Below are 22,237 nucleotides of genomic sequence, written 5' to 3' on the forward strand. Positions count from 1 at the left end.
CGCCACCCTCAACGAGCTACACTCTACACTATCGATACCGTCACTATCACCTCTTGGCGGGGGCTCCCTGCCAAGAACTCACCAAGAACTCCCGGCAACAGGAAGGCCCCTGACGGACCGTCGCCGGACGGAGGGTCAGGGGCCCTGGAGCGGGGCGAGCGAGCGGCTCAGGCGGACTCGGCCCGCGCCGTGACCCGCTGGGAGGTGTCCTCCTGGGCGATCCTGCGCAGCGCGGCCATCGCCGCGTCCCCCAGCACGGTGCCCAGCACCACGCCCTCGATCTTGCCGTCCGTGCCGGCCATCTCCCCCACCACCGCGAGCTCGGCGGCCGCCAACTCGCTGGCCGCCTCCGCGTAGCGGTCGAGCAGTACCAGCATCTCCCCCTGGCCCAGGTCACGGTAGGTGGTGACGATCTGGACCAGCATCGCCCAGCCCGGGTTCTTCCCGGCCTTCGCCGGGTTCCACCCGTGCCGGCGGGCCAGCTCCGCCACCTCCCGCTCGGCCAGCATCCGCTCCTCCGCGGTGCCTCGCTCGGCCGCGGCCCGGCTGACGGCCAGTTGGGCGACGCCCAGCATGTCGTGCACGGTGCCGCCCGGCGAGTCGACCTCGGCCAGCACCTCGCGGGCCGCCGCGATGGACAGGCCGCCCACCTCGAGCATGGCGCGGATCAGCTTGAGCCGGCGCACATGGGACTCGTCGTAGCGCACCTGGTTCGGGCTGGTGCGCTCGCCCGCGGGAAGCATCCCTTCCCTGGCGTAGTACTTGATCGTCGGAACCGAAACTCCGGTTCGCTGCGCCAGCTCTCCAATACGCATTCCCTCAGCATAAGCCACCCGGCGAATCCTCCGTAGAGAGCGCTCTCGATCCCGTGGTGTGAAGCGCCGGCCAAGGCGCGTGAATTCACCTTTATCGGGCCCGAATCGCGCTCGTGAGCACCGCGTGACGCGTGCGCCCGTCGGGAACGGCGACGGCGGTCGCCAGCAATCCGCGACCGACCGCGAACCGCCCCCGGAATCCCGCCGCCCCTGCCTCGCCCACCTCGGGCGCCGGCACCAGGAACCCGACCGAAAACGACCTTGTGTCCGGTTCGAAGAAGATCTCGGCCTGGTGGAAGCCGAGTTGGCGCCCGGTGAGCGGGAACCACGCCTTGTAGACGCTCTCCTTGGCGCTGAACAGCATCCGGTCCCAGTGCGTGCCGGGCGGCAGCCGGCGCAGCGCGGCCGCCTCGGCGGCCGTGGCGATCCGCGCCAGCACGCCCGCCGGCAGCGGCCCGTGCGGCTCCGCGTCCACCCCGACGGCCAACGCCTCGCGCGAGAGCGCCGCCGCCCGGTAGCCGGTGGTGTGGGTGATCGACCCCGTGACGCCGGGGGGCCAGCCCGGGGCGCCGCGCGCCCCCGGCAGGATCGCCGCCGGCGGCAGCCCGAGCCGGCCCATGGCCAGCCGCGCGCAGTGCCTGGCGGTGGTGAACGCCAGCCGCCGCCGCGTGGCGGCCCGCGCGACGACGGCCTCCTCCGCGGGCAGGAGCGCCGCCTCCGGCGGGTCGCCGAACGCCTCGGCGACCGCCACCCAGGGCGGCAGGATCGGCTCGAGCAACATCCGGCGACTCCTCTCGCTCCCCCGCTCAGGCCCTACACGGGCGTCGTGCCGTGCTTGCGCTCGGGCAGGTGGGCCTTCTTGGCGCGCAGCATGGCCAGCGACCTGATCAGCACCGAGCGGGTCTCGGCGGGGTCGATGACGTCGTCCACCAGGCCGCGCTCGGCCGCGTAGTACGGGTGCATCAGCTCCGCCTTGTACTCCCTCACCACCCGGGCCCTGGTGGCCTCCGGGTCGTCGGATGCCGCGATCTCCCGCCGGAAGATCACGTTGGCCGCGCCCTCGGCGCCCATCACCGCCACCTCGTTGATCGGCCAGGCGAAGGCCAGGTCGGTGCCGATGGAGCGGGAGTCCATCACGATGTAGGCGCCGCCGTACGCCTTCCGCAGGATCACCGAGATCCGCGGCACGGTGGCGTTGCAGTAGGCGTACAGCAGCTTGGCGCCGTGCCTGATGATCCCGTTCTGCTCCTGGTCCTTGCCCGGCAGGAAGCCGGGCACGTCGACCAGCGTGACCAGCGGGATGTTGAACGCGTCGCAGAACTCGATGAAGTTGGCGGCCTTCTCGCTCGCCCGGCTGTCGAGCACCCCGGCGAACGAGTTGGGCTGGTTGGCCACCAGACCGACCGTCTGGCCCGCGAGCCTGACGAAGCCGCACAGGATGTTGCCCGCCCACTGGGCGTGCACCTCAAAGAACTCGCCGTGGTCCGCGATCTCCTCGATGACGGCCCGCATGTCGTAGGAGCGGCGCGGGTCGGCCGGCACCAGGTCGAGCAGCGCCTCACCGCGCCGCTCGGCCGGGTCGTCCGTGGGCACCACCGGCGGCCGCTCCCGGTTGTTGGCCGGCAGCAGGGACAGCAGGTAGCGCACCTCCTCCAGGCACTCGGCCTCGGTGTCGTGCACGAAGGAGGCCACCCCTGACATCCTGGCGTGGGTGGCGGCGCCGCCGAGTTCCTCGTGGGAGACGGACTCGCCGGTCACCGCCTTCACCACGTCGGGCCCGGTGATGTACATCTGCGACATCCCGCGGACCATGAACACGAAGTCGGTGAGCGCCGGCGAGTAGGCGGCGCCGCCGGCGCAGGGCCCCAGGATCACGCTGATCTGCGGGATGACGCCGGAGGCGGCGACGTTGCGCCGGAAGATGCCGCCGTAGCCGGCGAGCGCCATGACGCCTTCCTGGATACGGGCCCCGGCGCCGTCGCTGAGGCTGACCAGCGGGGCGCCCGCGGTCTCGGCCATGTCCATGATCTTGTGGATCTTCTCCGCGTGCGACTCGCCGAGCGAGCCGCCGAAGATGCGGAAGTCATGGGCGTAGGCGAAGACCGTGCGGCCGTGCACCAGGCCCCAGCCGGTCACCACCCCGTCGGTGTAGGGGCGTTGCCGTTCCAGGCCGAAGCCGGTGGCCCGGTGTCTGCGGAGCGGCTCGATCTCGCTGAAGGTGCCCTTGTCGAAGAGCAGCGCGAGCCGCTCGTCGACGGTGAGCTTGCCCTTGGCCCGCTGGTTGTCGGTGGCCCGCTGGCTGATGCCCTTGCCGTTCTCCGTCCTGATCTGGCGGAGTTCGGCGACTCGGTCCCGCACGTCGGGCGCCTCGGGCACGGACGGTGCGGCGACATCTCCGGTCAACGCCCGCCTCCCTAGGCGTTGGTGGGGACGCTGGTCCTGAGGTTGGAGAGGTACGGGTACCAGACGTGACCCGGGTCGTTCTCCACCTCCCTGATCGACTCGCGCATGGCGACCAGCGCCTTGGGGCTCTCCTCGTACATGTCGCCCTGGAGCAGCTGGAGCACGTCGATCCGGAACTTGGGGTCCTGGACGAACTCGGCGAAGAGGATGTTGAGCCGGTAGTAGATCTGGATGAACTCGTACCAGTTGCGGGTGCCCATCGACTGCAGGCGCTCGTACTCGGCGAACCGCGACCGGTCGAACTTGTCGTCCTTGGCCGCCGCGATGATGTCGCGGGTGGCCAGTCGGGCGGTGTTCATCGCGATGCTGACGCCGCTGGAGAAGATCGGGTCGACGAACCGGGCGGCGTCGCCGATCAGCACGTAGCGGTCACCGGCGACCTGCTCCATGGAGTAGCTGTAGTCGCCCTCCGCGCGGAACGGCCGCACCCGCTCGCACTTCTTCAGCTCCTCGGTCAGGTCGCGCCGGGTGCCGACGAACTTCCAGAAGAACTTCTCGCGGTCCGCGTTGAGCTCGGCGAACTGCTTCTTCTGGGTCACCACGCCGATGCTGGTGATGGTGTCGGTGATCGGGATCTGCCAGACCCAGGTGTCGTTCATCGGCAGGAAGTGGATCTGGATGTGATCGACTTCCTTGGGGTCCTGGCAGAGCGCGCCCCGGTCGAGCCCGTCGAACCAGGTGTGGACGGCGTACTGGTCGAAGTGCGGGTCGCCGATCTTGATCTTCTGCTGCCTGCCGATCAGGGTCTGCCGCCCGGAGGCGTCGACCACCACCTTCGCGGTGAAGTCGGTCGACCTGGGGCCGATCCTGACGGTCACCGTGACCTGCTCGGGGTCGTCGAAGTCGACCTTGGACACCCGGACGCCCTGGAAGACCTTCGCGCCCAGCTCCTCGGCGTGCTTCAGCAGGATCAGGTCGAACTTGCCGCGGTCGACGTGGTACGTGTAGTCGCGGTCCACGCCCTCCTGGGCCCGCTCGCCGAACCTGACCTCGGCGTGCCCGTCGACGGCGAAGTCCATCGAGAGCGAGGGCTGGTTCATCACGGCGTGCTTGCTCGGCGTGGTCCAGGTGGCGCCGTACTTCTTGGGGAAGTTGGCCTCCTCGATCTTCGGCATCACGCCGGTCTCCAGCAGCACCCGGGTGGTGGCCGGCACCAGGGACTCGCCGACGTGCGGCCGCGGGAACATCTCGCTCTCGAAGACGGCGACCGAGAGGCCCTCCTTGGCCAGGTAGGAGGCCGCGGAGGAGCCGGCGGGGCCGCCGCCGACGATGATCACGTCGAAATCGGTCTTCATGATCCACCTGTTCTCGTTGACTTGGTCCGGTGTGGCGCGTGGGGCGGTGCCGGCTACGCGGCCGGGCGGCGCAGCAGGAAGCAGCCGACGGAGCCGTCGGTGCCGAGCGAGGTGACCAGGGCGTGCCGCTCACCTGGGTGGGAGCCTCCCGACCAGCGGGCGAGCACCGCGGCCGCCTGGAGGGCACCGCTGGCGCTGTAGCAGTCGCCGACCGCCTCGGAGACCCGGACGGCGGCCGGCAGTTCGCCGAGCGCGAGCCGCAGCCCGTACTCCTCGACGGCGCGGGCGCCGTGCTGGCTGGCGGCGCCGGGCGAGACGAGGTCCACGTCGCCCGCCGTCAGTCCGGCGCGCTCCAGCAGCCGGGTGACGCAGCGGGCGAGGCCGCGGGCCGGGGTGATCCGGCGGTCGCGCGGGTCGAAGTAGCCGACCTCGGCGCCGAGCAGTTCGGCCAGCACCTCGCGGTCGCCGACCCGCGCGGGGTCCTCGGCGACCAGCATCGCGCAGCCCTCGCCGAGCAGGGCGTCCTGGGTGAGCGTGCCCGACTTGTGCCAGCCCCAGGCCACCTGCGGGCTCAGCTCCTCCACGCCGCCCACGAACACCCGGGTGGCGTGGCCGAAGCGGATGGCGTTGCGGGCGTAGCGCAGCGCCGACGCGCTCGACGCGTGCCCGTTGGCCAGGGTGGAGTTGACGCCCTGGAAGGCGTTCCAGACGGCGACCTGTCCGGCGCAGGAGTTCATCACGGAGTTGGGGAACCGGGAGGGCACGTAGCCGACCTCGGGCCGGAAGATGGAGTGGGCGAGCTCGTAGACGCTGCGCACGCTGCCCGTGGTGGTGCCGACGGCCACGCCGGTCCTGGCGCGCAGCGCGTCGTCGTCGGCGCCGCCGGCGGACTCCAGGGCGAGCCGGGTGGCGATCAGGGTGAAGCCGATCATGCGGTCGAGCCGGCGGGTGCCCTTGCGGCCGACGTAGTCGGCGAGGCGGATCTCGGGGACGGTGCGCACGGCGACCGGCGGCAGCGCCTCCGCGTCCTCGGCGACGGGCGTGGCGTTGGCCGTGGTCTCGCCGTCGAGCAGCGCGCGCAGGGCGTCGAGCCCGGCGCCCGCAGGGGAGACCACGCCGCAGCCGGTGATGGCGACCGGGTCCAGGACCGACGTGGTCACTTGACCCTCCCGAAGACGGTGATGGCGTTGTTGCCGCCGAAGGCGAAGCCGTGGTTCTCGACGATGTTGAGGTTGGCCGGTTTGGCCACGCCCGGCACGAAGTCGATGCCGGGGCCGAGCTCGGGGTCGGTCTCGCGCAGCGTGGCGGTCGGGGGCAGGAAGCCCTCCTCCAGCGCCTTGCAGCAGATCACCGCGCCCAGGCCGCTGGCGGCGCCCATGGTGTGGCCCAGCATCGACTTGATGGAGCTGATCGGCGGCACGTCGTCGCCGAACACGGCGCGGGCCGCGGCGACTTCGGCGGCGTCGCTGGCCGGGGTGCCGGTGCCGTGGGCGCAGATGTAGTCGATCTCCTGTGGCTTGACGCCGGCGGAGGTGTGCGCCGCCTGGATGCAGGAGGTGATGGTGGGGACGTCGGGCTGGGTCATGTGCTTGGCGTCGCAGTTGACGCCGTAGCCCAGCATCTCGGCGTAGATCCGGGCGCCGCGCGCGACGGCGTGCTCCAGCGGCTCCAGCAGGAGGCAGACGCCGCCCTCCGCGGTGACGATGCCGGAGCGCTTGCTGTCGAAGGGACGCAGGATCTCGGAGATGATGCCGATGAGCGAGAAGCCGAGGTGGGTGTAGCGGCTGACCGAGTCGGCGCCGCCGGCCAGGAAGAAGTCGGCCTCCCCGGTGCGGACCAGGTCGTAGCCGTAGCCCAGCGTGTAGTTGCTGGCCGAGCAGGCGGTGCCGAAGGTGACGGCCTCGCCGGTGAGGCCGAGTTCGCTGTTGACGGCGCCGGCCAGTCGGTTGGCGGGCGCGCTGCCCACCGGGCCGGGGCCGAACTCGTCGCCGCCGGTCCTCGACCACTGCTCGGCGATGCCGTACATCACCCGCGGCTCGCCGCTGGCGGTGCCCATGGCGGAGCCGGTGGCGGAGGCGCTGAGCAGTTCGGGGTCGATGCCCGCGTCACGGACGGCGAGCCGCGCGGCGGAGGCGGCGAACTGGCCGCTGCGGCCCCAGTCCTCGGGGTCGAGGCGTTCCAGGATCGCGCCGGGGTCGAAGTCCTTGACCTCGCCGGCGTTGCGCTTGTCGTAGCCGCTGGCGTCGAAGCTGCTGATCGGGGATATCCCGCTGCGACCGGCCTTGATGGACTCGGTGAACGGCTCCACCCCGATTCCGACGCTGCTGACGACGCCGAGACCCGTGACCGCCACGCGCCGGGTGTTCGGCTCAGACATCACTGCCCGCTCCGCGGTGCTCGGTCACGAGCTTGAGGACCATTTCCAGACTGACCATCTCGCCGACGCGGTCGGACGGAATGGTGACGTCCAACTCGTGCTCGAAACGGGCCACGATCGCCAGCAACGAGAGGGAGTCCGCCTCGTATTCCTCTTCGAAGTTGGCGCTCTCGGTGAGTTCTTCCGGCTCGATTTCCAGCTCTTCGGCGACGATCGAGCGGACGGCGGTGTGCAGCTGCGACACGGCCTGGGCGGCATCCTGGGTCACCGGACACTCCTCGGTCTCGGGGTCGGTGGAGACGATTCGAGTTAAGCGACCGGCCGTGGCGCGGCGCAACCGATGCCCCCTTAAGTTCCACCCGACTTCCCCTAAAGTGGTACCACCGGAGATGGGCCGGAGTTACCTGCGTCACGTCGCGGGCGGAATTCCGGGCCGACTGACGGGAACTGTATGCGCGATTGATACTCCTTTGATGTGCGGCCGGTAGCAATTACCGCAGTGATGTGCCGCCTTATGAGCGAGGGGATCAGCATGGCTCGCGCCGCGGTTATCGATGCCATCGGCCACTATCTGCCCGCAGGTCGGGAGACCAACGACGAGTTGGCGCTGCGGATGGACACCAGCGACGAGTGGATCAGGACCAGGACCGGGATCAGGGCCCGCGCCAGGGCCGGCGACGACGAACCCACCTCGGTGCTCGGCGTCAGGGCGGGACGCGCCGCCCTCGCCGAGGCCACGGTCGGGGACGTCGACCTGGTGATCGTGGCCACCACCACGCCGGACATGAAGTGCCCGGCGACGGCGCCCGTGGTGGCCAGCGAACTGGGTCTCGCGGGCGCCGGCTCGTTCGACGTGAACTCGGCCTGCACCGGCTTCCTGGCCGGCCTCGGCGTGGCGTCCGGCCTGATCAGCACGGGCAACGCCCGCGCCGTGCTGCTGGTCGGGGCCGAGAAGTACTCGTCGATCATCCATCCGGGCGACCGGGGCACCGCCCCGATCTTCGGGGACGGCGCCGCGGCGATGGTGCTGCGGGCCGGCGACCCGGACGAGCTGGGCGCCGTCGGGCGGGTGCACCTGGGCTCCGACGGCAACCTGTGGGCCCTGGCCCACGTGCGGTCCGGCGGCAGCGCCCTCCCGCGGGCCGCCGGGGAGGACCCGCACGACCCGTACCTGCGGATGGACGGGCGGGCCACCTACCGGCACGCGGTCGCCCGGATGGTGGAGACCTGCCGGCGGGCGCTCGCCGACCGGTCGATGTCGGTCGACGACGTCGACCTGCTGGTGGCGCACCAGGCGAACGTCCGCATTCTCAACGAGGTCGCGAGGGAACTCGGCCTGCCCGCCGAGAAGTCCCTGGTGGATCTCACGGATATCGGGAACACCGCGGCCGCCTCCATTCCGATGGCCCTGAGCCGGGCTCGCGCCAATGGCGTGCTGGCTGGCAAGGAAAGAATGTTGCTGACCGCTTTCGGCGCGGGCGCGAGCTGGGGAGCGACCATTCTCCAGTGGCCGGACTCCATTTCGCGTAACTCGGGAGACGATAACTGATGACCATCAGCTCGGGAGAGATCGTCGCGGATCTCCACGCGCTTTCCGAACAGCTCGACCTCGATCTGGAGGAAGTCGAGGTGAGCGGCGCCTCGTCCCTGGAGAACGATCTGGGGATGGATTCGCTGAACCTGATGGACTTCCTCGTCTTCCTGGAGAAGAAGTACCAGGTGAAGATATCCGACGAGCACCTGAACGACGTCGAGACCATCAGCGACATCGTCCACGTGCTCAACGAGATCCGGCCGGCCGTGGCGGGCCCGGCCGGCGACGCGGGCGCATGAGCGGGCCGCGGGAGGAGAGCACAGTGCCGGCCGGTTTCGCCGACGAGTTCCGGGCGTTCGTCACCGGGACGCTCGCGGACGCGCCGGCGCCGGGACCCGACACGGTGTACGACGACGACCATCCGCTCTGGGAGAAGTTCCGCGCCGCCGGCCTCGCCAACTGGTGGCTGCCGGCCCGCCTCGGCGGGGCCGGGGTCCCGCTGCGCGCCTCCGTCGACCTGGTCGCCCGACTCGCCTACCACGACCCGGGGTTCGCCTTCACGGCGATGCTGCCGATCCTGGGCTCCCGGATGCTGGAGTTCTACGGCACCGCCGAGGTCGCTGAGCGGTACCTCGGCGAGATGGCGAAGGCCGGCACGTTCTGCGCGGCGCTGGGCAGCGAGGCGGCGGCCGGCAGCGAACTCGCCCTGACCGCCACCACCTTCCGACGGGACGGCGACCGGCTCGTGGTCGACGGCGAGAAGGCGTTCTCCACCAACCTCGCCTTCGGCCGGTTCTGCCTGGTGTTGGCCAGGAACGCGGCGGACCACCGGGACTTCTCCGTGGTCCTGGTGCCCGCCGGCGCCCCGGGCTTCACGCCGGGGCCGCGCTGGCCGATGTCGGGGCTGCACGGCACCGGCACCTATCCGGCGACCTTCACCGACTGCGTGGTGCCGGCGGCCAACGAGCTGACCGGCAACGGACTGCGGGTCCTGGAGGTCGGCCTCAACGGCAGCCGGATCCTGATGGCCGCGATCTCCATCGGCATCGCCCGGCGGGCCCGCGACCTGTCCATGGACTATGCGGCCGGCAAACGGCTCGGCGGCCGGCCGCTCGCTCAGAACGCGGTCTTCGCCGCCCGGATGGGGCAGTTGGAGATGGAGTTGGAGAGCCTGAAGTCGGTGTGCTGGCGGGCCGCCGACGAGTACGACGAGCTCTACGCCCGCCCCGACGCGGCCGCCGCCTTCCACGGCCAGGGCGTGCTGAAGTCGGCGGTGATGGCCAAGATGCACTGCGGGCAGGTCGGTTGGCGGATCGTCAGCGCGGTGTCCGAGGGCTTCGGCGGCCTCGGCTACACGGAGGCGCACCCGGTGCAGCGGCTGCTGCGCGACATGCGCCATATCTCGATCGTCGAGGGCGGGGACGACGTGCTGCGCGAGCTGACCTACGGCCGCTACGTCCGGCACGCTTCCCGGCGCGGGTGAGGGGACGACCATGACCGACCTGTTGGCCGCGGCCCCACCCGCGCCGCTGTCGGGACATCCGCTGCTGACCTTCCTGCTCCAGGTCGGCCTGCTGCTCGGCGCCGCCTTCCTGCTGGGTCGCCTGGCCATGCGCTTCGGCATGCCCGCCATCGCCGGCGAGCTCACCGTCGGCATCATCCTAGGCCCCTCGCTGCTGAGCGGCCTCCTTCCCGGTCTCGGCGACTGGCTCTCCGTCGACCAGGTGCACCTCCTGGACGCGGTGGGGCAGTTCGGGGTCCTGATGCTGGTGGCCATCAGCGGTATGCACCTCGACAAGTCGCTGGTGCGCCGGCACGGCACCACCGCGCTGACCGTCGGCGCGGCCGGGGTGGTGCTGCCGCTCGGGCTCGGCATCGGCGCCGGCCTCCTGTTGGCCGACTCGCTGCGTGAGCCGGGCTCGGAAGCCATCGTGTTCGCGCTCTTCCTCGGCGTCGCGATGTGCGTGAGCGCGATCCCGGTGATCGCCAAGACGCTGATCGACATGAACCTGATGCACCGCAAGATCGGTCAGCTGATCCTGGTGAGCGGGACCATCAGTGACGCCTTCGGCTGGCTGATGCTGCCCATGGTCACGGCGATGGCGACCACCGGGCTGAGCGGCGGCAGCGTCGCGGTGGCGATCATCACCCCCGTCGCGGTGTTCGCGAGCTCGCCGCTCGTCGGGCGGCTGGTGATCAACCCGCTGATGAGCTGGGCCCATCGTTCCGGCGGCGACTCGGCGCCGGTGGTGGCCACCGTGGTCCTGGTGCTCTTCGCGGCGGCGGGCACCCACGCGCTGGGGCTCGAGGCCATCCTCGGCGCCTTCCTGGTGGGCTGGCTGATCGGCGCGGCGCCGGGGGGCCGGCCGGGCTGGACGGCGCCCGTGGAGTCGATCACGCTCTACGTCTTCGCCCCCATCTTCTTCGCCACCGCCGGGCTGCGGATGGACCTGACGGCGCTGGCCGATCCCGAGACCCTGGCGATCGCGCTGGCCATCGTCGTGCTGGCCATCGTGGGCAAGTTCCTCGGCGCGGCGATCGGCGGGCTGCTGAGCGGGCTCACCCGGTGGGAGTCGCTGGCGCTCGGCGCCGGGATGAACGCCCGCGGGGTGGTGGAGGTGATCATCGCCATGGTCGGGATGCGGCTCGGGATCCTGTCCACCGAGGCGTACACGATCATCGTGCTGGTGGCCGTCGTCACCTCGCTGATGGCGCCGCCGCTGCTGCGGCTCGCCATGCGGCACACCGTCGAGGACTCGCCGGAGGACCTGGCCCGCACCCGGCCCGTCGGGCAGCGGGCCGAGCCGGTCGGGACGGCCGCCGACGTGGGCGGTGGTACAGGGCCCAAACTGTGAGCACCGCTGTCGATAGTGCAACTATCGTTAGTTGGGGTACCGTCAGGTGCCCTCCACTCCACGGGAGTTCCCATGCCTGAGATGTCGTCGGCCCGGTCCTCGATGGGGAGACGTGCCCTGCTCCGGGGCACGGCCGCCCTGGGCGTCGGCGGCGCCGCCGCCTCGTTCGCCCCGGCGGCCGCGGCGGCCGGCCCGGCCGCGCCCGCCGCCGTCGCCGGGGCCGTGTGCGCCTGCGCCGTCTGGGGCGCCGCGCCCTCGTCGGCCGAGGCCGCCTCGGCGCTGGCCGGCTGCCCGGCCCACCCTGCGCCGGCCGCCGCCGCACCGCCCGTCGCCTCCGCCAGCTTCCGCCCGGCCGCCGCCCGCTGACACGGCCAGGCGGCACCACACCCACCGAGGGGAATCCATGAAGATCGCCGTCTTCGGCGCCACCGGCGGCACCGGCAGCGTGGTCGTCAGGCAACTGCTGGCGGCCGGTCGGGACGTGCGCGCCACCGCCCGCGGGCAGGAGGCCGCCGCCCGGCTGCGCTCGGCGGGCGCCGAGGCCGTCCTGCTCGACCTGGCCTCGTCCTCACCCGCCGAGATCGAGGCCGCGCTCGGCGGCTGCGAGGTCGTCATCAACGCGGCGGCCGGGCGTACCGTCTCCGGCCGGCAGGCGCGGCGGGTGGACCGGGACGGCGTCATCAGGGCCATCGACGCGGCCGAGCGGGCGGGCGTCAGGCGCTGGGTGCAGATCTCCATGATGGGCAGCGACGACCCCCGGCGCATCCCCCTCTCCCTCCGGTTCCTCCTCTGGCGGGTGGCCGCCGCCAAGGGCCAGGCCGACGAGCACCTGGTCCGCTCCGGCCTGGTCTGGACGGTGATCCGGCCGCCGTGGCTGACCGACGGCGGCCCCACCGGCCACGTCACGGTCGCCAGGAACCTCGACGGCGGCTCGCTCTCCCGCGGCGACCTGGCGGCCGTGGCCATCGCCTGCGTCGACCAGCCCGCCACCCACCACCGACTCTTCGACCTCTCCGGCGGCGACGTCCCCCTGGACCGGGCGCTGGCGTCCGTCGCCGAGCTCTCCTGAACCCGGTTCGCACACCGCCCCGCTTCCCGCGCGACCGTCCACCGAGGATTGGAAGGCAAGCCATGTCCACCAAGGTCGTTTTCGTCCATGGTTATCCTGATACGCACCGGCTCTGGGATCCGCTGCGCGAGCACCTGCGCGGCTATGACACGGTCGCCCTCGACCTGCCGGGCTACGGCCGGGCCATGCCGGGCGGCCTCACCGGCACCCGCTGGGAGCTCGCCGAGTGGCTCACCGGCGAACTCCGGAGGTTCCGCCGCCCCGTGCACGTCGTCGCGCACGACGTCGGCGGCATGGTGCTGCACAGCGTGCTGAAGAACAACCCCGAACTGCTGCGGAGCTGGGCGCTCACCTCGACCTGCGACCCGGACTGGGCGTGGCACCACAACGCGCGGGTCTGGCAGACCACCACCCTGGGCGAGGCCGCCAGGGACGAGTACCTCGGCTACCCGCGCGAGTGGCAGATCATCGGCCTCGGCGAGGCGGGCGTGCCCGAGTACCACGCCCCGGTGACCGCGGAGCACTACGACGCCACCATGTTCAACGCCGGCCTGGCCTTCTACCGCTCCGCGGTCTACATCGGCGACTGGTGGCCGGAGGAGAACGCCGAACTCCCCCCGGGGCTGGTCATCTGGGGCAACCACGACCGGTACCAGGCGCCCCAGCACGGCGTGAAGCTGGCCGCCCGCACCGGCGCCCGGTTCGTCGCCCTCGACGCGGACCACTGGTGGCCGCTGGAACAGCCCCGGCAGGGCGCCGAGGAGCTGCGCCGCCACTGGGCCGCCGTCGAGCGAGGCTGAACGGGCGGGGCAAAGGGCGGTGTTCAAAGGGCGGGGTTCAACGGGCGGGACGCGGCGCGCGGCGGCCTGATCGACCGCCGCGCGCCACGCGTGCCACGGCTCAGCTCGGAGCGTCCTGGATCAGCCAGAGCCGGTCCATGCTCCACCAGGGGTCGAGGAGGGTGACCCAGCTGTCGCCGTGGTCCGGGTGGGTCAGGCCCACCACGAACCGGGAGTCCTTGAGGCCGATCTGGTAGTAGTCCCCCTTCTTCCGCAGCTCCCACTGGTCCCGCGCGTCGGCGAGCGGGCCGATCTCCAGCAGGATCGGGCCCTGGTACCTGACGTTCTCGTAGACCGCGCTGGTCTCGCTCTTGCGCAGCGGCTCCATGTAACGCCCGCTGCTGACATGGCCGATGACGAAGGTGTCGTCACCCGACTTCGCGAACGTCCACCGGTGAGCCCCCTGGAGCTCGTCGTGGTCGGCACGCAGCGCCTTGAGGTGCTGTCTCTTGTTGATGAAGGAATCGGGGATCAGCACACCGCCCGAGTGGGCGCTGACGATCATCTTCTCCCCCGAGACCAGGTCCTCCAGGTCCATGGCCATCTGCCCTCGCTTTGCGCTTGTGGGTCATTCCTCCTGGACAATCCCCACATCACTGCCGATTGGCCCATCACTTCACCCGCAACGGTTAATTAGTGTCATTACGCGCTCCTCACACTAAGGCCGCGCGGGGCGGGGTGCCCTGCCTCCCACTTGAGACTTCTCCTCGGGTGTCCCCCCTGCTCACTGGGGGTTGAAGGCCAGAAGTCCCCATCCCTGTCCTATGAAAGAATTGATGCCACAAGCCTTCGTACCAGGACAGGAGAGGGTCAGATGAAGTTCCTGCTCGAGGTCGAGCTGGCGGACGCCGCGCCCGAGGGCGAGTCGGCCCGCGAGCTCGGGCGGATCCTCCGCTACTGGGGCGGCAACGTCCGCCACTACGCGCTCGAACCCGGCGACGGGTCCGCCGTCCACGACTCGGCCTACCGCGAGGTCGGCCGGTGGCGGGTGCTGGACTCCGCCACCGGCTCCGACCCGGCCCCCGACTGACGCTCAGCGCTCGAAGCGGCTGGGGAGGGGGAAGTAGGACTCAAGGAAGGAGTGGAGGCGGGCGGCGGCGTTCTCCTTCTCCTCCTCCGGGGTCTGCACGTCGTTGAGGCAGAAGAAGTCCCAGCGGCGGGTGTCGGCGAGCTCGGCCAGCGCCGCCGCGGCCTCGGGCCTGCCGATGTCGATGTAGCGCAGCGAGTACTTGCCCGGCACCGCGCGGCCGGTGAGGTAGGCGTGATGGTGGTGCAGCGTGGAGGCCATCGCCACGTCCGTCAGCGAACGGAAGCGGCTGCGCGCGGTGCGCGCCACCTCCTCGGGGAAGCGTTCCTCGATCTCCCGCAGCACCGCCCGGATCTGGGGGTGCGGGGTGTGCTTGAACTTGTTGACGATCAGCCTGCCGTGCTCCCGCATCATCAGCCGCGCGACGTTCTTGCCGGCGGAGTTGGGGGCGGGCTCGTCCGGGTGCGGGTCGCCGAGGCCGATCTGGAAGGGGGCGAAGGGGAGCTTGGCGATGCCGTTGCCGTGGAAGAAGTGCCCGGCGTCGACCGGCCGGCCGACGAAGACGTCGTCGTTGAAGTACAGGTAGCGCTCGGAAAGCCCGGGTATGTGGTGCAGCTGGGTGCCGATCGCGTGGGAGTTGAAGACCGGGAGGACGCTCGGGTCGTCGAAGATCTCCTTGTGGTCGACGATCCGGACGCCGGGGGCCTCGGTGTTCAGCCAGGACGGCGTCTGCCCGTCGGTGACGATGTGGATCGTGCGCACGAACGGGGCGTACATCTCCAGGGAGCGCAGCGAGTACTTCAGCTCGTCGTGGCTCTCGTAGCGGGAGGCGCCGGTCTCGCGGGCGTTGATGCGGGGCGGCTCGCCGCCGGAGCGGTACGCCTCCCGCCGCGCGGCCAGTTCGGGGTCCGCGCCGTCCACCCAGGTGTAGACGACGTCGACGGGGAAGTCCACGGTGTCCAGGCGGGGGTGGGCGAAGCCCTCGTAGGTGGGGTGGGCGCGGCCGGCGACGGTGAGCGTCGCGGGCACCCGGGCCTCGCTCGGCAGCGTGTCGGTCACCGCGTTGAACCGCGGCGCCACCAGCGAGTCCGCGACGACCGCGGCCGGGGCGAGGCTGCGCAGCACGCCACGGCGCTCCAGCAGCCGGGCGTCGTCCAGGAAGCGCCGGCCGTCCCGCCAGAACTCGACCTCGCAGCCGTGGTCGAAGTCGGCGAGCACTCCCCCGGCGGGGCTCAGCAGGATCTCGCCGAAGCGGATCGTGTCCTGCCGCTTCAGCGCCGCGGGCAGCGAGCCGTCGGCGTAGAGCACCGCGTCCCCCGGCAGGGCCTCGGCCCCGGCCTTCATGGCGTACAGCGCGGTGCCGCCGTAGGTGGAGCGCATCGCGGACAGCAGCCGCTTGCGGTCCGCGTGGCGCACGCCGACGACGTGCCGGGTGTGGGAGCGGCCCGGCACGAGGAAGTACTCGATCTCCGCGCTCTCCAGCGCGTCGCACACCAGGCCCAGGTTGCGGGCCGCCGCGTCGGCGGCGCTGAAGCGGGTCACCGTCCGGCCGTAGAAGACCGTGCCCGCGACCTCCACGGTGCGGATCTCGGGATCGGAGTGCAGCAGTTCGCGGCGCCGCGCCGCGACGCGATCCGCCCGCTTCCGCTCCTCCGCCGACGCCTTCGCCGCCCGCAGCCGCTCGGCGCGCGCCTCGCGCACCTTCTCCGGCAGCAGCCGCGCTCCGAGTCTCCTGACGCGTGCCTGCATGACGGGTCGTCCCCCCTCTGTGTCCTCACCTCGTGACCGATCGCTCCCGCGCGGACCGGCCCGTCGGTCAGCCACCGAGGGGGCGACGAGTTAAGCCCGGGAAACCATCCGGTGAATCATATGTGTTCCAGTCGTGACCCCGGCCTACGAGGCGGCGAGCCGGGCCAGCTTGAGGACGTAGTCGGTGCGCATGGCCAGCCGGCCCTCGGGCGAGGCCATTCCGTGCCGCCGGCTGTCGGCCAGCAGCAGCCGCCACTCCTTCGCCGGCAGGTCGAGCCGGTCGAGGACCTCCTCGGGCGTGAGGTAGCCGATCTCGTGGTGGTGCTCGGGCGCCCACGACGGGGGTGCGCCGTGCCAGCCGATCAGCAGCACCCCGCCCGGGGCGACCTTCTCGGCCGCCGGGCGCAGCACCTGGCTGATCGGCATCTGGTCGGGCAGGTACAGGTAGTGGGCGCTGACCAGGTCGAAGGGGCCGTCCGGCAGCGAGGCGGCGAGATCGCGGTGCTGCCAGTCGATCCGGTCGTCGAGTCCGGCCCGCCTGGCGTCCTCGGCGCCGCGGGCGAGCGCCGTGGCCGAGATGTCGACGGCGGTCACCCGCCACCCCTGCCCGGCCAGCCAGAGCGCGTCGCCGCCCTCGCCGCAGCCGAGGTCGAGGGCGGTGCCCGGGGTCAGGGCGGAGACCTCGGCGACCAGGTCGTGGTTGGGGTTGCCGCTGAACCTCCGCTCGGCCGACCGGTACATCTCCTCCCAGATCCGCTCGTGCTCCTCGTTCACGCGAGCACCTCCCGCGCGGCGCGCGCCGCGGCCACGGCCCGGCGGGTGTCCTCGGCGATCAGGTCGGCGTTGATGGCCGCGCCCGCCCTGAGGCCGGCCGCCGCCGCGCCGATGACCTGCTCGGCGAGCTGGGTGACGTTGCCGGCGACCCACACGCCCGGCACCTCGGTCGCCCCGGTGGGGTCGGCCGGCACCCGGCTGCCGACCACCTGGCCCGCCATCTCCTGCGGCACCGGCGCGAGCCCCAGGGCGGCGAGCAGGTCGCTCCTGGCGGCGAGGAAGGTGCCGACCGCCAGCGCCGCGACCGGCACCGTGCGGCCGTCCGCGAGTTCGACGCCGGCGAGCCGGTCGTCGTCCACCCGGAGCCCGGCCACCCGGCCGGTCACCACGGTCACCCCGCGGGCCGCGAGCCGCTCCCGCTGCTCGTCGTCAAGCTCCGGCGCGGTGTGGGCGAACAGCGTCACGTCACCGCTCCACTGGCGCCACAGCAGCGCCAGGTGCTCGGCGGTCGCGCCGGTCGCCAGCACCCCGACGGACCGGTCGCGCACCTCCCAGCCGTGGCAGTAGGGGCAGTGCAGCACGTCGCGCCCGAAACGCTCGGCCAGTCCCGGGATCTCCGGCAGCTCGTCCACCAGCCCGGTGGCCACCAGCAGCCGGTCGGCCAGGACCGCCGAGCCGTCGGCGAGGCCGAGCCGGAATCCGTCGGGGCCGCGCTCCGCGGAGACCACCCGGCCCTCGGTGACGCGGGCGCCGTAGCCCGTCACCTCGGCTCGCCCGCGGGCGAGCAGCTCGGCGGGCGGGGTGCCCTCCAGGCCCAGGTAGCCGTGGATCCTGTCCGCCGGCGCGTTCCGTGGCCGCCCCTCGTCGATCACCAGGACCGAGCGCCTCGCCCTGGCCAGTACCAGCGCCCCGCTCAGTCCGGCGGCTCCGCCGCCGACCACCACCACCTCGTGGCGCTCCACGCCGTCCAGCCGGCTTTCCGATCTTTCTTCCGCCATGTTCGATACCTCCTCGGCTCACCGGCGATACTCGATCCACCGCGACCGGCTTGACAAAAATGCTTGCCGCATCGGCAAATAGAGGCATGACGGACGACGACGAGCTGACCACCGTGCTGAGCGGGGTGGGCGGGCGGCTGCGGGCGCTGCGCCTGGAGCGTGGCGGCACCCTCAGCCAGCTGAGCGAGACCACGGGGATCTCGGTCAGCACCCTCTCGCGTCTTGAGTCGGGGCTGCGCAAGCCGACACTGGAGCTGCTGCTGCCGCTGGCCAGGGCCTACCGGGTGCCGCTCGACGAGCTGGTCGGCGCCCCGGACACGGGTGATCCCCGCATCCGCCCCCGTCCCTTCACCCGGCACGGCCAGGTCTTCGTGCCACTGACCCGCAACCTCGGCGGCCTCCAGGCGTACAAGCAGATCATGCCGGTCGGCCAGGGGTGCGGGAACGAGCAGGCCACCCACGAGGGCTACGAGTGGCTGTACGTCCTCTCCGGCAGGCTGCGGCTGCTGCTCGGCGAGCACGAGCTGATCCTCACCACGGGCGAGGCCGCCGAGTTCGACACCCGCATCCCGCACGGCTTCTCCAACGCGGGCGACCAGCCGGTGGAGTACCTCTCCATCTTCGGACCGCAGGGCGAGCGCATGCACGTCCGGGCCCGGGGCGGCCGCTCGGCGACCGGCTCACGCTCGGACTGAGCGCGCCCCCGCGTCGCCCGGCCGCGTCCTGGCAAGCACCACGAGCGCGGCGCCGGCCACCGCCCCGGCGCTCGCGAACCCACCGACCGAGCGCCAGGACAGCACCGACCAGCGGGACCCCGCCGAGAGCAACGACCCGACGCTGAGCCACGACCCGGCCGAGACCACGGACAGCGCGGACCCGATCGACCCCACCGACAGGGTGCTCCCCACCGACCCGACGGAGAGCGCGGAACCGACCGACCCGATGGAGAGCACCGAGCCCACCGAGCCGATGGACAGCACCGAGTCCTGCGACCAGAGGGACATACGCGAACCCACGGAACGTTTGGCCATGGCCCCCATCCTCCCCCCTCGCGCTGGCGCGCGCCCGCGAAATCCCGCTACGGTCCGGCGCGTGGACCCACTGTCAGAGATATCGTTCCTGCTTCCCGAGACGGCGGAGGGGCGCGACGTCCTCGACCGACTGTGCTCGCTGTTCGCCGCGGTGTCCTACGCCTCCACGGACGACCGCCTCACCCTCACCCCACCGCGGCCCGCCGGTGCCCGGCCGGTGACGACGTTCCGACTGGCCGACGTCCCCGCGCCCGAGGTCGCCTTCGACGCCGGCCAGTCCATCCGCACGCCACGCGCCGACGAGGCCGACGACACCCGGACCCTGCCGGCCGCGGTCGAGCTGCCCGACCTGGTCCGCCGGCTCGCCGGCCACGTCAGGCGGGTCGATCACACGGGCGTGAACCTGCCCTCCCGGCTGGTGCCGCCCGAGCGGTGGCAGGACCTGGTCCGCGTGCTCGCGGCGGCGTCCGCCATGTACCGCTACCCCACGGGCGAGGAGTGGCCCTTCGTCCTCCCCTCGACCTCGGCCGAACGCCACGACGACATCCGCGACTTCGTCGTGGGCCGCGAGCCGAGGTTCGAACTGGTCCACGAGACGTGGCTGACCACGCCGCTCTGGCAGTTCGCGCTCTGGACCGACCTGACCCGCGCGGAACTCGAAAGGCTCTTCCCGGAGCCGGAGGGCCTGGTCTTCCCCGGGTTGGCGGAGATCTTCCGCGTCGTCCCGGTCGTCTCCCCGTGGCCGGGCCTCGGCCTCCGCTTCGATCTGTGCTACCGGGTCGACGACGGCCCGACCGACTGGGAGACCGGCGAATGGCTCGTCACGACGGGCGGCCGCATCCGCTGATCCGGCCGGTGCCAGTAGCGTTCCGTGCGGGGGTCGCCAGCAGTCTCCAGTGTGTCAGCGGTCAGTGGCGCAGGTCGGCGTCGTCGGCGCGACTGGAGGTTCGCGCATAGCAGGCGGTGAGGATGTCGTCGATGAAGCCGGCGATCAGGTGCCGGCGTTCGCCCCTGCCGTCATCCGCCAGGTGCTGGAACACACGAAGCCAGATGCGCGAGTGCGCCGATGGCGTCCAGCCGGTAGTCGGCCGGGCTGCGGTCCCTCGGCAGCACTGGCGTCGCCTCCCCCACGGGGACTCAGGCCCAGCCTCCCCACGCCCGGTGTCGTGGCGGCAGACTGGCAGCCATGTCGGACGAAGCACTGGCGGACGCCTACCAAGCTTGGCATCAGGCGCTCGGCGTACTCACGGGTGGCGCAACGGAGTTGATTGCGTGGCAGGAACGGCGGTATCGCTTCGCCCATCGTCTGGGCGACCTGCTCACCATGTCGCATGCCGACAGCACTTCTGTCGACGGCCCCGTGGTCTACGGCGTGCAACTCCCGGGAGCCGGGCTCAGCTACGTCGGGCAGACGCGTGAATCCGAGCGCAGGCTCCGCGACTTGGCCGTGGGCGAGAGCCACCACCTCGGCAACACGGTCCCACCGGAGATCTGGGAGCGGGTGATCGTGGTGCAGTGGCCCCGCCTTGTCGACGGCTTGCCCGAGGCGGAGAGGGTCGTCGCGGAGCAGGGTCAGGGAGAGGAGTGCGGCCTTGCGTTGGAGTACCTGCTTCAGGTCGAGCTCCGCCCGATACTCAATGGCAGGCAGCGCACTCCGGCCGGCGAATGGCGGGTCAGAAACCTGGCGGCCAGCCGGTCTCGCGGTGCACTGACGGCAAAGGCGCTGCCGACGCTGTTCGGCCTCGTGTGGGAGACCTGGCGGCGACTCTCCTCGGTGCCCGCTCCCGAACACGGTGATCCACTGGTGACCGTTCCCGAGGGGCGCGTGGCCTTCCCGTCGTTGCTCTCCTGAGCCGTCCCGCACGGTGGCGGCGCCCGCCCACCCCCGCGTGTGGGCCGTGTGACCATGAGGTGTCCTGATCCGCTGCGACTGAAAGACGGGTGCCCCGTGTTGCGTGCTGCGCTGCCTCCCTGGCCTCCGGAGGTCGATCCGCCCGCGAACCCGGAGGCGGCGGACCGGGTGCGCATGGCGCGGGGGTTGGCGCTGCGTTGGGTGACGGCACGGGACCTGTCGTTACGGAAGCTCTTCTTCCGTAACATCCAGATCGGTCTGGCGGCGATATGCGCCAACTGGCTTCCGGCGCTCTGGGCGGAAGACCACCCGGAGCCGAGCGCGCTGCTGCTACTGCTGCTCGTGCTGCCGCTGGCGGTCAGCGTGTGGCGCGAGCGCGAGGTGCGGTGGCTGCGCGAGGCGTGGCAGGCCGTGCCGTCGGGCGGTGAGGACGCGGAGCCGGACCCGGGCCAGCGTCAGGCTTCCTGGAACCGGGTGTCCGCGGAGGTCGACAAGCATGCGCGGACGGGCCGGCTCAGCGCACGCAGGATGGGGGCGCGGCGCCTGGCCTGGGCGGTCGTGGCCCTGGTGGCGCTCGCGTGGAACGCATCGCTTCTCGTAGCCGGAGTCCGGGAGGAGACCGATCCGTCGCTGCGGTGGTGGTTCACGTCGGTGCACCTGTTGCTTCTGACGACGGCCGCCTGGTGGCTCCGCAGGGCGCTGCGCCCCGTCCCGAGGCCGAAACCGCACCACATGGACCGGGGTGCGTGACGGACCGTGCCGGGCGTCCACGGTTTCGCCGGTGTTCAGGGTTTGGTGGCGCGAACCGCCAGCACGGTGGGTGTCGGGGAGCCGCCCTCGTCGAAGGAGTCGAGGGTGAGGCCGGCGGCGCGGAAGGCGCCGAGCAGGGCGGGGAGCGGCCAGTGGCTGGCGCCCACCTTGTCGCGCAGGCCCTCGGTGGTCCAGGACCGCCTCGTCCAGTGGCCGTCCAGGTAGCCGGGGTGGAGGACCACGCCGGCCGGGTCGGTGCGGTCGGCGAAGCCGCCGCAGAAGCAGGGGTGGACGCCGATGTGCGCGAGGCGGCCGCCGGGGCGCAGCACGCGGGCGGCCTCGCGCAGCGCCGTCGGGTAGTCGGGCATGTCGGTGTGCACCATCATCGAGAGCACCGCCGGCACCGAGCCGTCCCGGATCGGCAGCCGGGTCGCGTCGGCGTGGGCGGCCGGGAGCCGGCCGTGGGCGTGGCGCAGCATCCCGCCGGAGAGGTCGACGCCGACCGGGGTCCAGCCAAGCTCGCGCACCCAGGCCGCGTTGGCGCCGGTGCCGCAGCCGATCTCCAGGCAGGTCCCGGCGCCCTCGCCCAGCGTCTGCCGCAGGAGGCGGCGGAGTTCGAGCGGGTCGCCGTCGGGTCCTGGGCCCCGGTGGCCGGGCAGGAACTCGCTCTCGTACCAGTCCGCGATCCCGTCGTACGCCGCCGTGCGTCCCATCGTTCCTCCTCGGTGCGGCCCCGTGTCCCGTCCCGGGCGGATGACTACCCGGAACGGGACGCGTGGGGCCCCGTGTCCGCCGAGGGCGGACGGGCC

General features: G+C 71.9%; 26 protein-coding genes. 12 read left to right on the plus strand and 14 right to left on the minus strand.

The genetic code is table 11. The features are described 5' to 3' along the window. Positions 1 to 167: 167 nt before the first annotated feature. The 7 genes from ACFWI8_RS01605 to ACFWI8_RS01635 all read right to left on the minus strand — a co-directional run bounded on the left by ACFWI8_RS01605 (position 168) and on the right by ACFWI8_RS01635 (position 7,218). Positions 168 to 815, minus strand: coding sequence for a MerR family transcriptional regulator (locus ACFWI8_RS01605; RefSeq protein WP_311595272.1), 648 nt, complete (start codon positions 813 to 815; stop codon positions 168 to 170). Between the two features lie 91 nt (positions 816 to 906). Then, the gene (locus ACFWI8_RS01610) at positions 907 to 1,593 is read right to left on the minus strand and encodes a 4'-phosphopantetheinyl transferase (protein ID WP_387084780.1); all 687 of its coding nucleotides are present in this window, start codon (positions 1,591 to 1,593) and stop codon (positions 907 to 909) included. Between the two features lie 35 nt (positions 1,594 to 1,628). Beyond that, complete coding sequence (locus ACFWI8_RS01615; RefSeq protein WP_387084367.1) at positions 1,629 to 3,218, minus strand: acyl-CoA carboxylase subunit beta; 1,590 nt, start codon at positions 3,216 to 3,218, stop codon at positions 1,629 to 1,631. 11 nt (positions 3,219 to 3,229) lie between these two features. Next, entirely contained in the window at positions 3,230 to 4,573 is a 1,344-nt protein-coding gene (locus tag ACFWI8_RS01620; protein WP_387084369.1) for an NAD(P)/FAD-dependent oxidoreductase, read from the minus strand. 53 nt (positions 4,574 to 4,626) lie between these two features. After that, positions 4,627 to 5,733, minus strand: a complete 1,107-nt coding sequence (locus ACFWI8_RS01625) for a beta-ketoacyl synthase N-terminal-like domain-containing protein (protein ID WP_387084371.1) — start codon at positions 5,731 to 5,733, stop codon at positions 4,627 to 4,629. Beyond that, positions 5,730 to 6,950 (minus strand): beta-ketoacyl-[acyl-carrier-protein] synthase family protein, encoded by a 1,221-nt coding sequence (locus ACFWI8_RS01630; RefSeq protein WP_387084373.1) that lies wholly within the window; start codon positions 6,948 to 6,950, stop codon positions 5,730 to 5,732. Before ACFWI8_RS01630 ends, ACFWI8_RS01625 begins: the two co-directional genes overlap by 4 nt. Beyond that, positions 6,943 to 7,218, minus strand: coding sequence for an acyl carrier protein (locus tag ACFWI8_RS01635; protein WP_387084375.1), 276 nt, complete (start codon positions 7,216 to 7,218; stop codon positions 6,943 to 6,945). The genes ACFWI8_RS01630 and ACFWI8_RS01635 overlap by 8 nt, the downstream gene beginning before the upstream one ends. 264 nt (positions 7,219 to 7,482) lie before the next feature. On the opposite strand from ACFWI8_RS01635, the gene ACFWI8_RS01640 reads away from it, so the two are divergent. From ACFWI8_RS01640 to ACFWI8_RS01670, 7 genes are all read left to right on the plus strand, one after another. Then, positions 7,483 to 8,499: a beta-ketoacyl-ACP synthase III gene (locus tag ACFWI8_RS01640; protein WP_387084377.1), complete on the plus strand. Its 1,017-nt coding sequence runs from the start codon at positions 7,483 to 7,485 to the stop codon at positions 8,497 to 8,499. Beyond that, positions 8,499 to 8,783: an acyl carrier protein gene (locus ACFWI8_RS01645; protein ID WP_387084379.1), complete on the plus strand. Its 285-nt coding sequence runs from the start codon at positions 8,499 to 8,501 to the stop codon at positions 8,781 to 8,783. Before ACFWI8_RS01640 ends, ACFWI8_RS01645 begins: the two co-directional genes overlap by 1 nt. A 23-nt stretch (positions 8,784 to 8,806) precedes the next feature. Next, positions 8,807 to 9,967 (plus strand): acyl-CoA dehydrogenase family protein, encoded by a 1,161-nt coding sequence (locus ACFWI8_RS01650; RefSeq protein ID WP_387084381.1) that lies wholly within the window; start codon positions 8,807 to 8,809, stop codon positions 9,965 to 9,967. Between the two features lie 10 nt (positions 9,968 to 9,977). Continuing rightward, positions 9,978 to 11,339, plus strand: a complete 1,362-nt coding sequence (locus ACFWI8_RS01655) for a cation:proton antiporter (RefSeq protein ID WP_387084383.1) — start codon at positions 9,978 to 9,980, stop codon at positions 11,337 to 11,339. Positions 11,340 to 11,411: 72 nt separating this feature from the next. Continuing rightward, positions 11,412 to 11,705, plus strand: coding sequence for a hypothetical protein (locus ACFWI8_RS01660; protein ID WP_387084385.1), 294 nt, complete (start codon positions 11,412 to 11,414; stop codon positions 11,703 to 11,705). Between the two features lie 37 nt (positions 11,706 to 11,742). Then, positions 11,743 to 12,408 carry an SDR family oxidoreductase gene (locus ACFWI8_RS01665; protein WP_387084387.1) on the plus strand — a complete coding sequence of 222 codons (666 nt, stop codon included), beginning with the start codon at positions 11,743 to 11,745 and terminating at the stop codon, positions 12,406 to 12,408. Between the two features lie 62 nt (positions 12,409 to 12,470). Beyond that, complete coding sequence (locus ACFWI8_RS01670) at positions 12,471 to 13,208, plus strand: alpha/beta fold hydrolase (protein ID WP_387084389.1); 738 nt, start codon at positions 12,471 to 12,473, stop codon at positions 13,206 to 13,208. A 100-nt stretch (positions 13,209 to 13,308) separates the two neighbouring features. Here ACFWI8_RS01670 and ACFWI8_RS01675 read toward each other — a convergent pair whose 3' ends face one another. Then, complete coding sequence (locus ACFWI8_RS01675) at positions 13,309 to 13,791, minus strand: hypothetical protein (RefSeq protein ID WP_387084391.1); 483 nt, start codon at positions 13,789 to 13,791, stop codon at positions 13,309 to 13,311. Positions 13,792 to 14,061: 270 nt separating this feature from the next. Between ACFWI8_RS01675 and ACFWI8_RS01680 the strand changes: the two genes are divergently transcribed. Continuing rightward, entirely contained in the window at positions 14,062 to 14,277 is a 216-nt protein-coding gene (locus ACFWI8_RS01680) for a hypothetical protein (protein WP_387084393.1), read from the plus strand. Between the two features lie 3 nt (positions 14,278 to 14,280). Here ACFWI8_RS01680 and ACFWI8_RS01685 read toward each other — a convergent pair whose 3' ends face one another. The 3 genes from ACFWI8_RS01685 to ACFWI8_RS01695 all read right to left on the minus strand — a co-directional run bounded on the left by ACFWI8_RS01685 (position 14,281) and on the right by ACFWI8_RS01695 (position 17,795). After that, positions 14,281 to 16,023, minus strand: coding sequence for a stealth family protein (locus tag ACFWI8_RS01685; protein ID WP_387084395.1), 1,743 nt, complete (start codon positions 16,021 to 16,023; stop codon positions 14,281 to 14,283). A gap of 144 nt (positions 16,024 to 16,167) precedes the next feature. Further along, a complete protein-coding gene (locus tag ACFWI8_RS01690) occupies positions 16,168 to 16,797 on the minus strand; it encodes a class I SAM-dependent methyltransferase (RefSeq protein WP_387084397.1) in 630 nt (209 codons plus the stop codon). Then, positions 16,794 to 17,795, minus strand: coding sequence for an NAD(P)/FAD-dependent oxidoreductase (locus ACFWI8_RS01695; RefSeq protein ID WP_387084399.1), 1,002 nt, complete (start codon positions 17,793 to 17,795; stop codon positions 16,794 to 16,796). The genes ACFWI8_RS01690 and ACFWI8_RS01695 overlap by 4 nt, the downstream gene beginning before the upstream one ends. Before the next feature lie 86 nt (positions 17,796 to 17,881). Here ACFWI8_RS01695 and ACFWI8_RS01700 point away from each other — a divergent pair, with 86 nt between their 5' ends. Further along, positions 17,882 to 18,490 carry a helix-turn-helix domain-containing protein gene (locus ACFWI8_RS01700; protein ID WP_387084401.1) on the plus strand — a complete coding sequence of 203 codons (609 nt, stop codon included), beginning with the start codon at positions 17,882 to 17,884 and terminating at the stop codon, positions 18,488 to 18,490. On the opposite strand, the gene ACFWI8_RS01705 is transcribed toward ACFWI8_RS01700, so the two are convergent. Then, the gene (locus ACFWI8_RS01705) at positions 18,476 to 18,826 is read right to left on the minus strand and encodes a hypothetical protein (RefSeq protein WP_387084403.1); all 351 of its coding nucleotides are present in this window, start codon (positions 18,824 to 18,826) and stop codon (positions 18,476 to 18,478) included. The two genes, ACFWI8_RS01700 and ACFWI8_RS01705, sit on opposite strands and share 15 nt — an antisense overlap. Positions 18,827 to 18,887: 61 nt before the next feature. Between ACFWI8_RS01705 and ACFWI8_RS01710 the strand changes: the two genes are divergently transcribed. Next, entirely contained in the window at positions 18,888 to 19,673 is a 786-nt protein-coding gene (locus ACFWI8_RS01710; RefSeq protein ID WP_387084405.1) for a hypothetical protein, read from the plus strand. A gap of 61 nt (positions 19,674 to 19,734) precedes the next feature. On the opposite strand, the gene ACFWI8_RS01715 is transcribed toward ACFWI8_RS01710, so the two are convergent. After that, positions 19,735 to 19,866, minus strand: coding sequence for a hypothetical protein (locus tag ACFWI8_RS01715; RefSeq protein ID WP_387084407.1), 132 nt, complete (start codon positions 19,864 to 19,866; stop codon positions 19,735 to 19,737). A gap of 146 nt (positions 19,867 to 20,012) precedes the next feature. On the opposite strand from ACFWI8_RS01715, the gene ACFWI8_RS01720 reads away from it, so the two are divergent. Then, entirely contained in the window at positions 20,013 to 20,678 is a 666-nt protein-coding gene (locus ACFWI8_RS01720) for a hypothetical protein (RefSeq protein WP_387084409.1), read from the plus strand. 96 nt (positions 20,679 to 20,774) lie between these two features. Beyond that, the gene (locus tag ACFWI8_RS01725; protein WP_387084411.1) at positions 20,775 to 21,428 is read left to right on the plus strand and encodes a hypothetical protein; all 654 of its coding nucleotides are present in this window, start codon (positions 20,775 to 20,777) and stop codon (positions 21,426 to 21,428) included. Between the two features lie 35 nt (positions 21,429 to 21,463). On the opposite strand, the gene ACFWI8_RS01730 is transcribed toward ACFWI8_RS01725, so the two are convergent. Beyond that, positions 21,464 to 22,141 (minus strand): class I SAM-dependent methyltransferase, encoded by a 678-nt coding sequence (locus ACFWI8_RS01730; RefSeq protein ID WP_387084413.1) that lies wholly within the window; start codon positions 22,139 to 22,141, stop codon positions 21,464 to 21,466. Positions 22,142 to 22,237: the final 96 nt, after the last annotated feature.

This window comes from Streptomyces sp. NPDC127098 (assembly GCF_042722465.1).
GTDB classification, from domain to species: Bacteria; Actinomycetota; Actinomycetes; order Streptomycetales; family Streptomycetaceae; genus Streptomyces; species Streptomyces millisiae.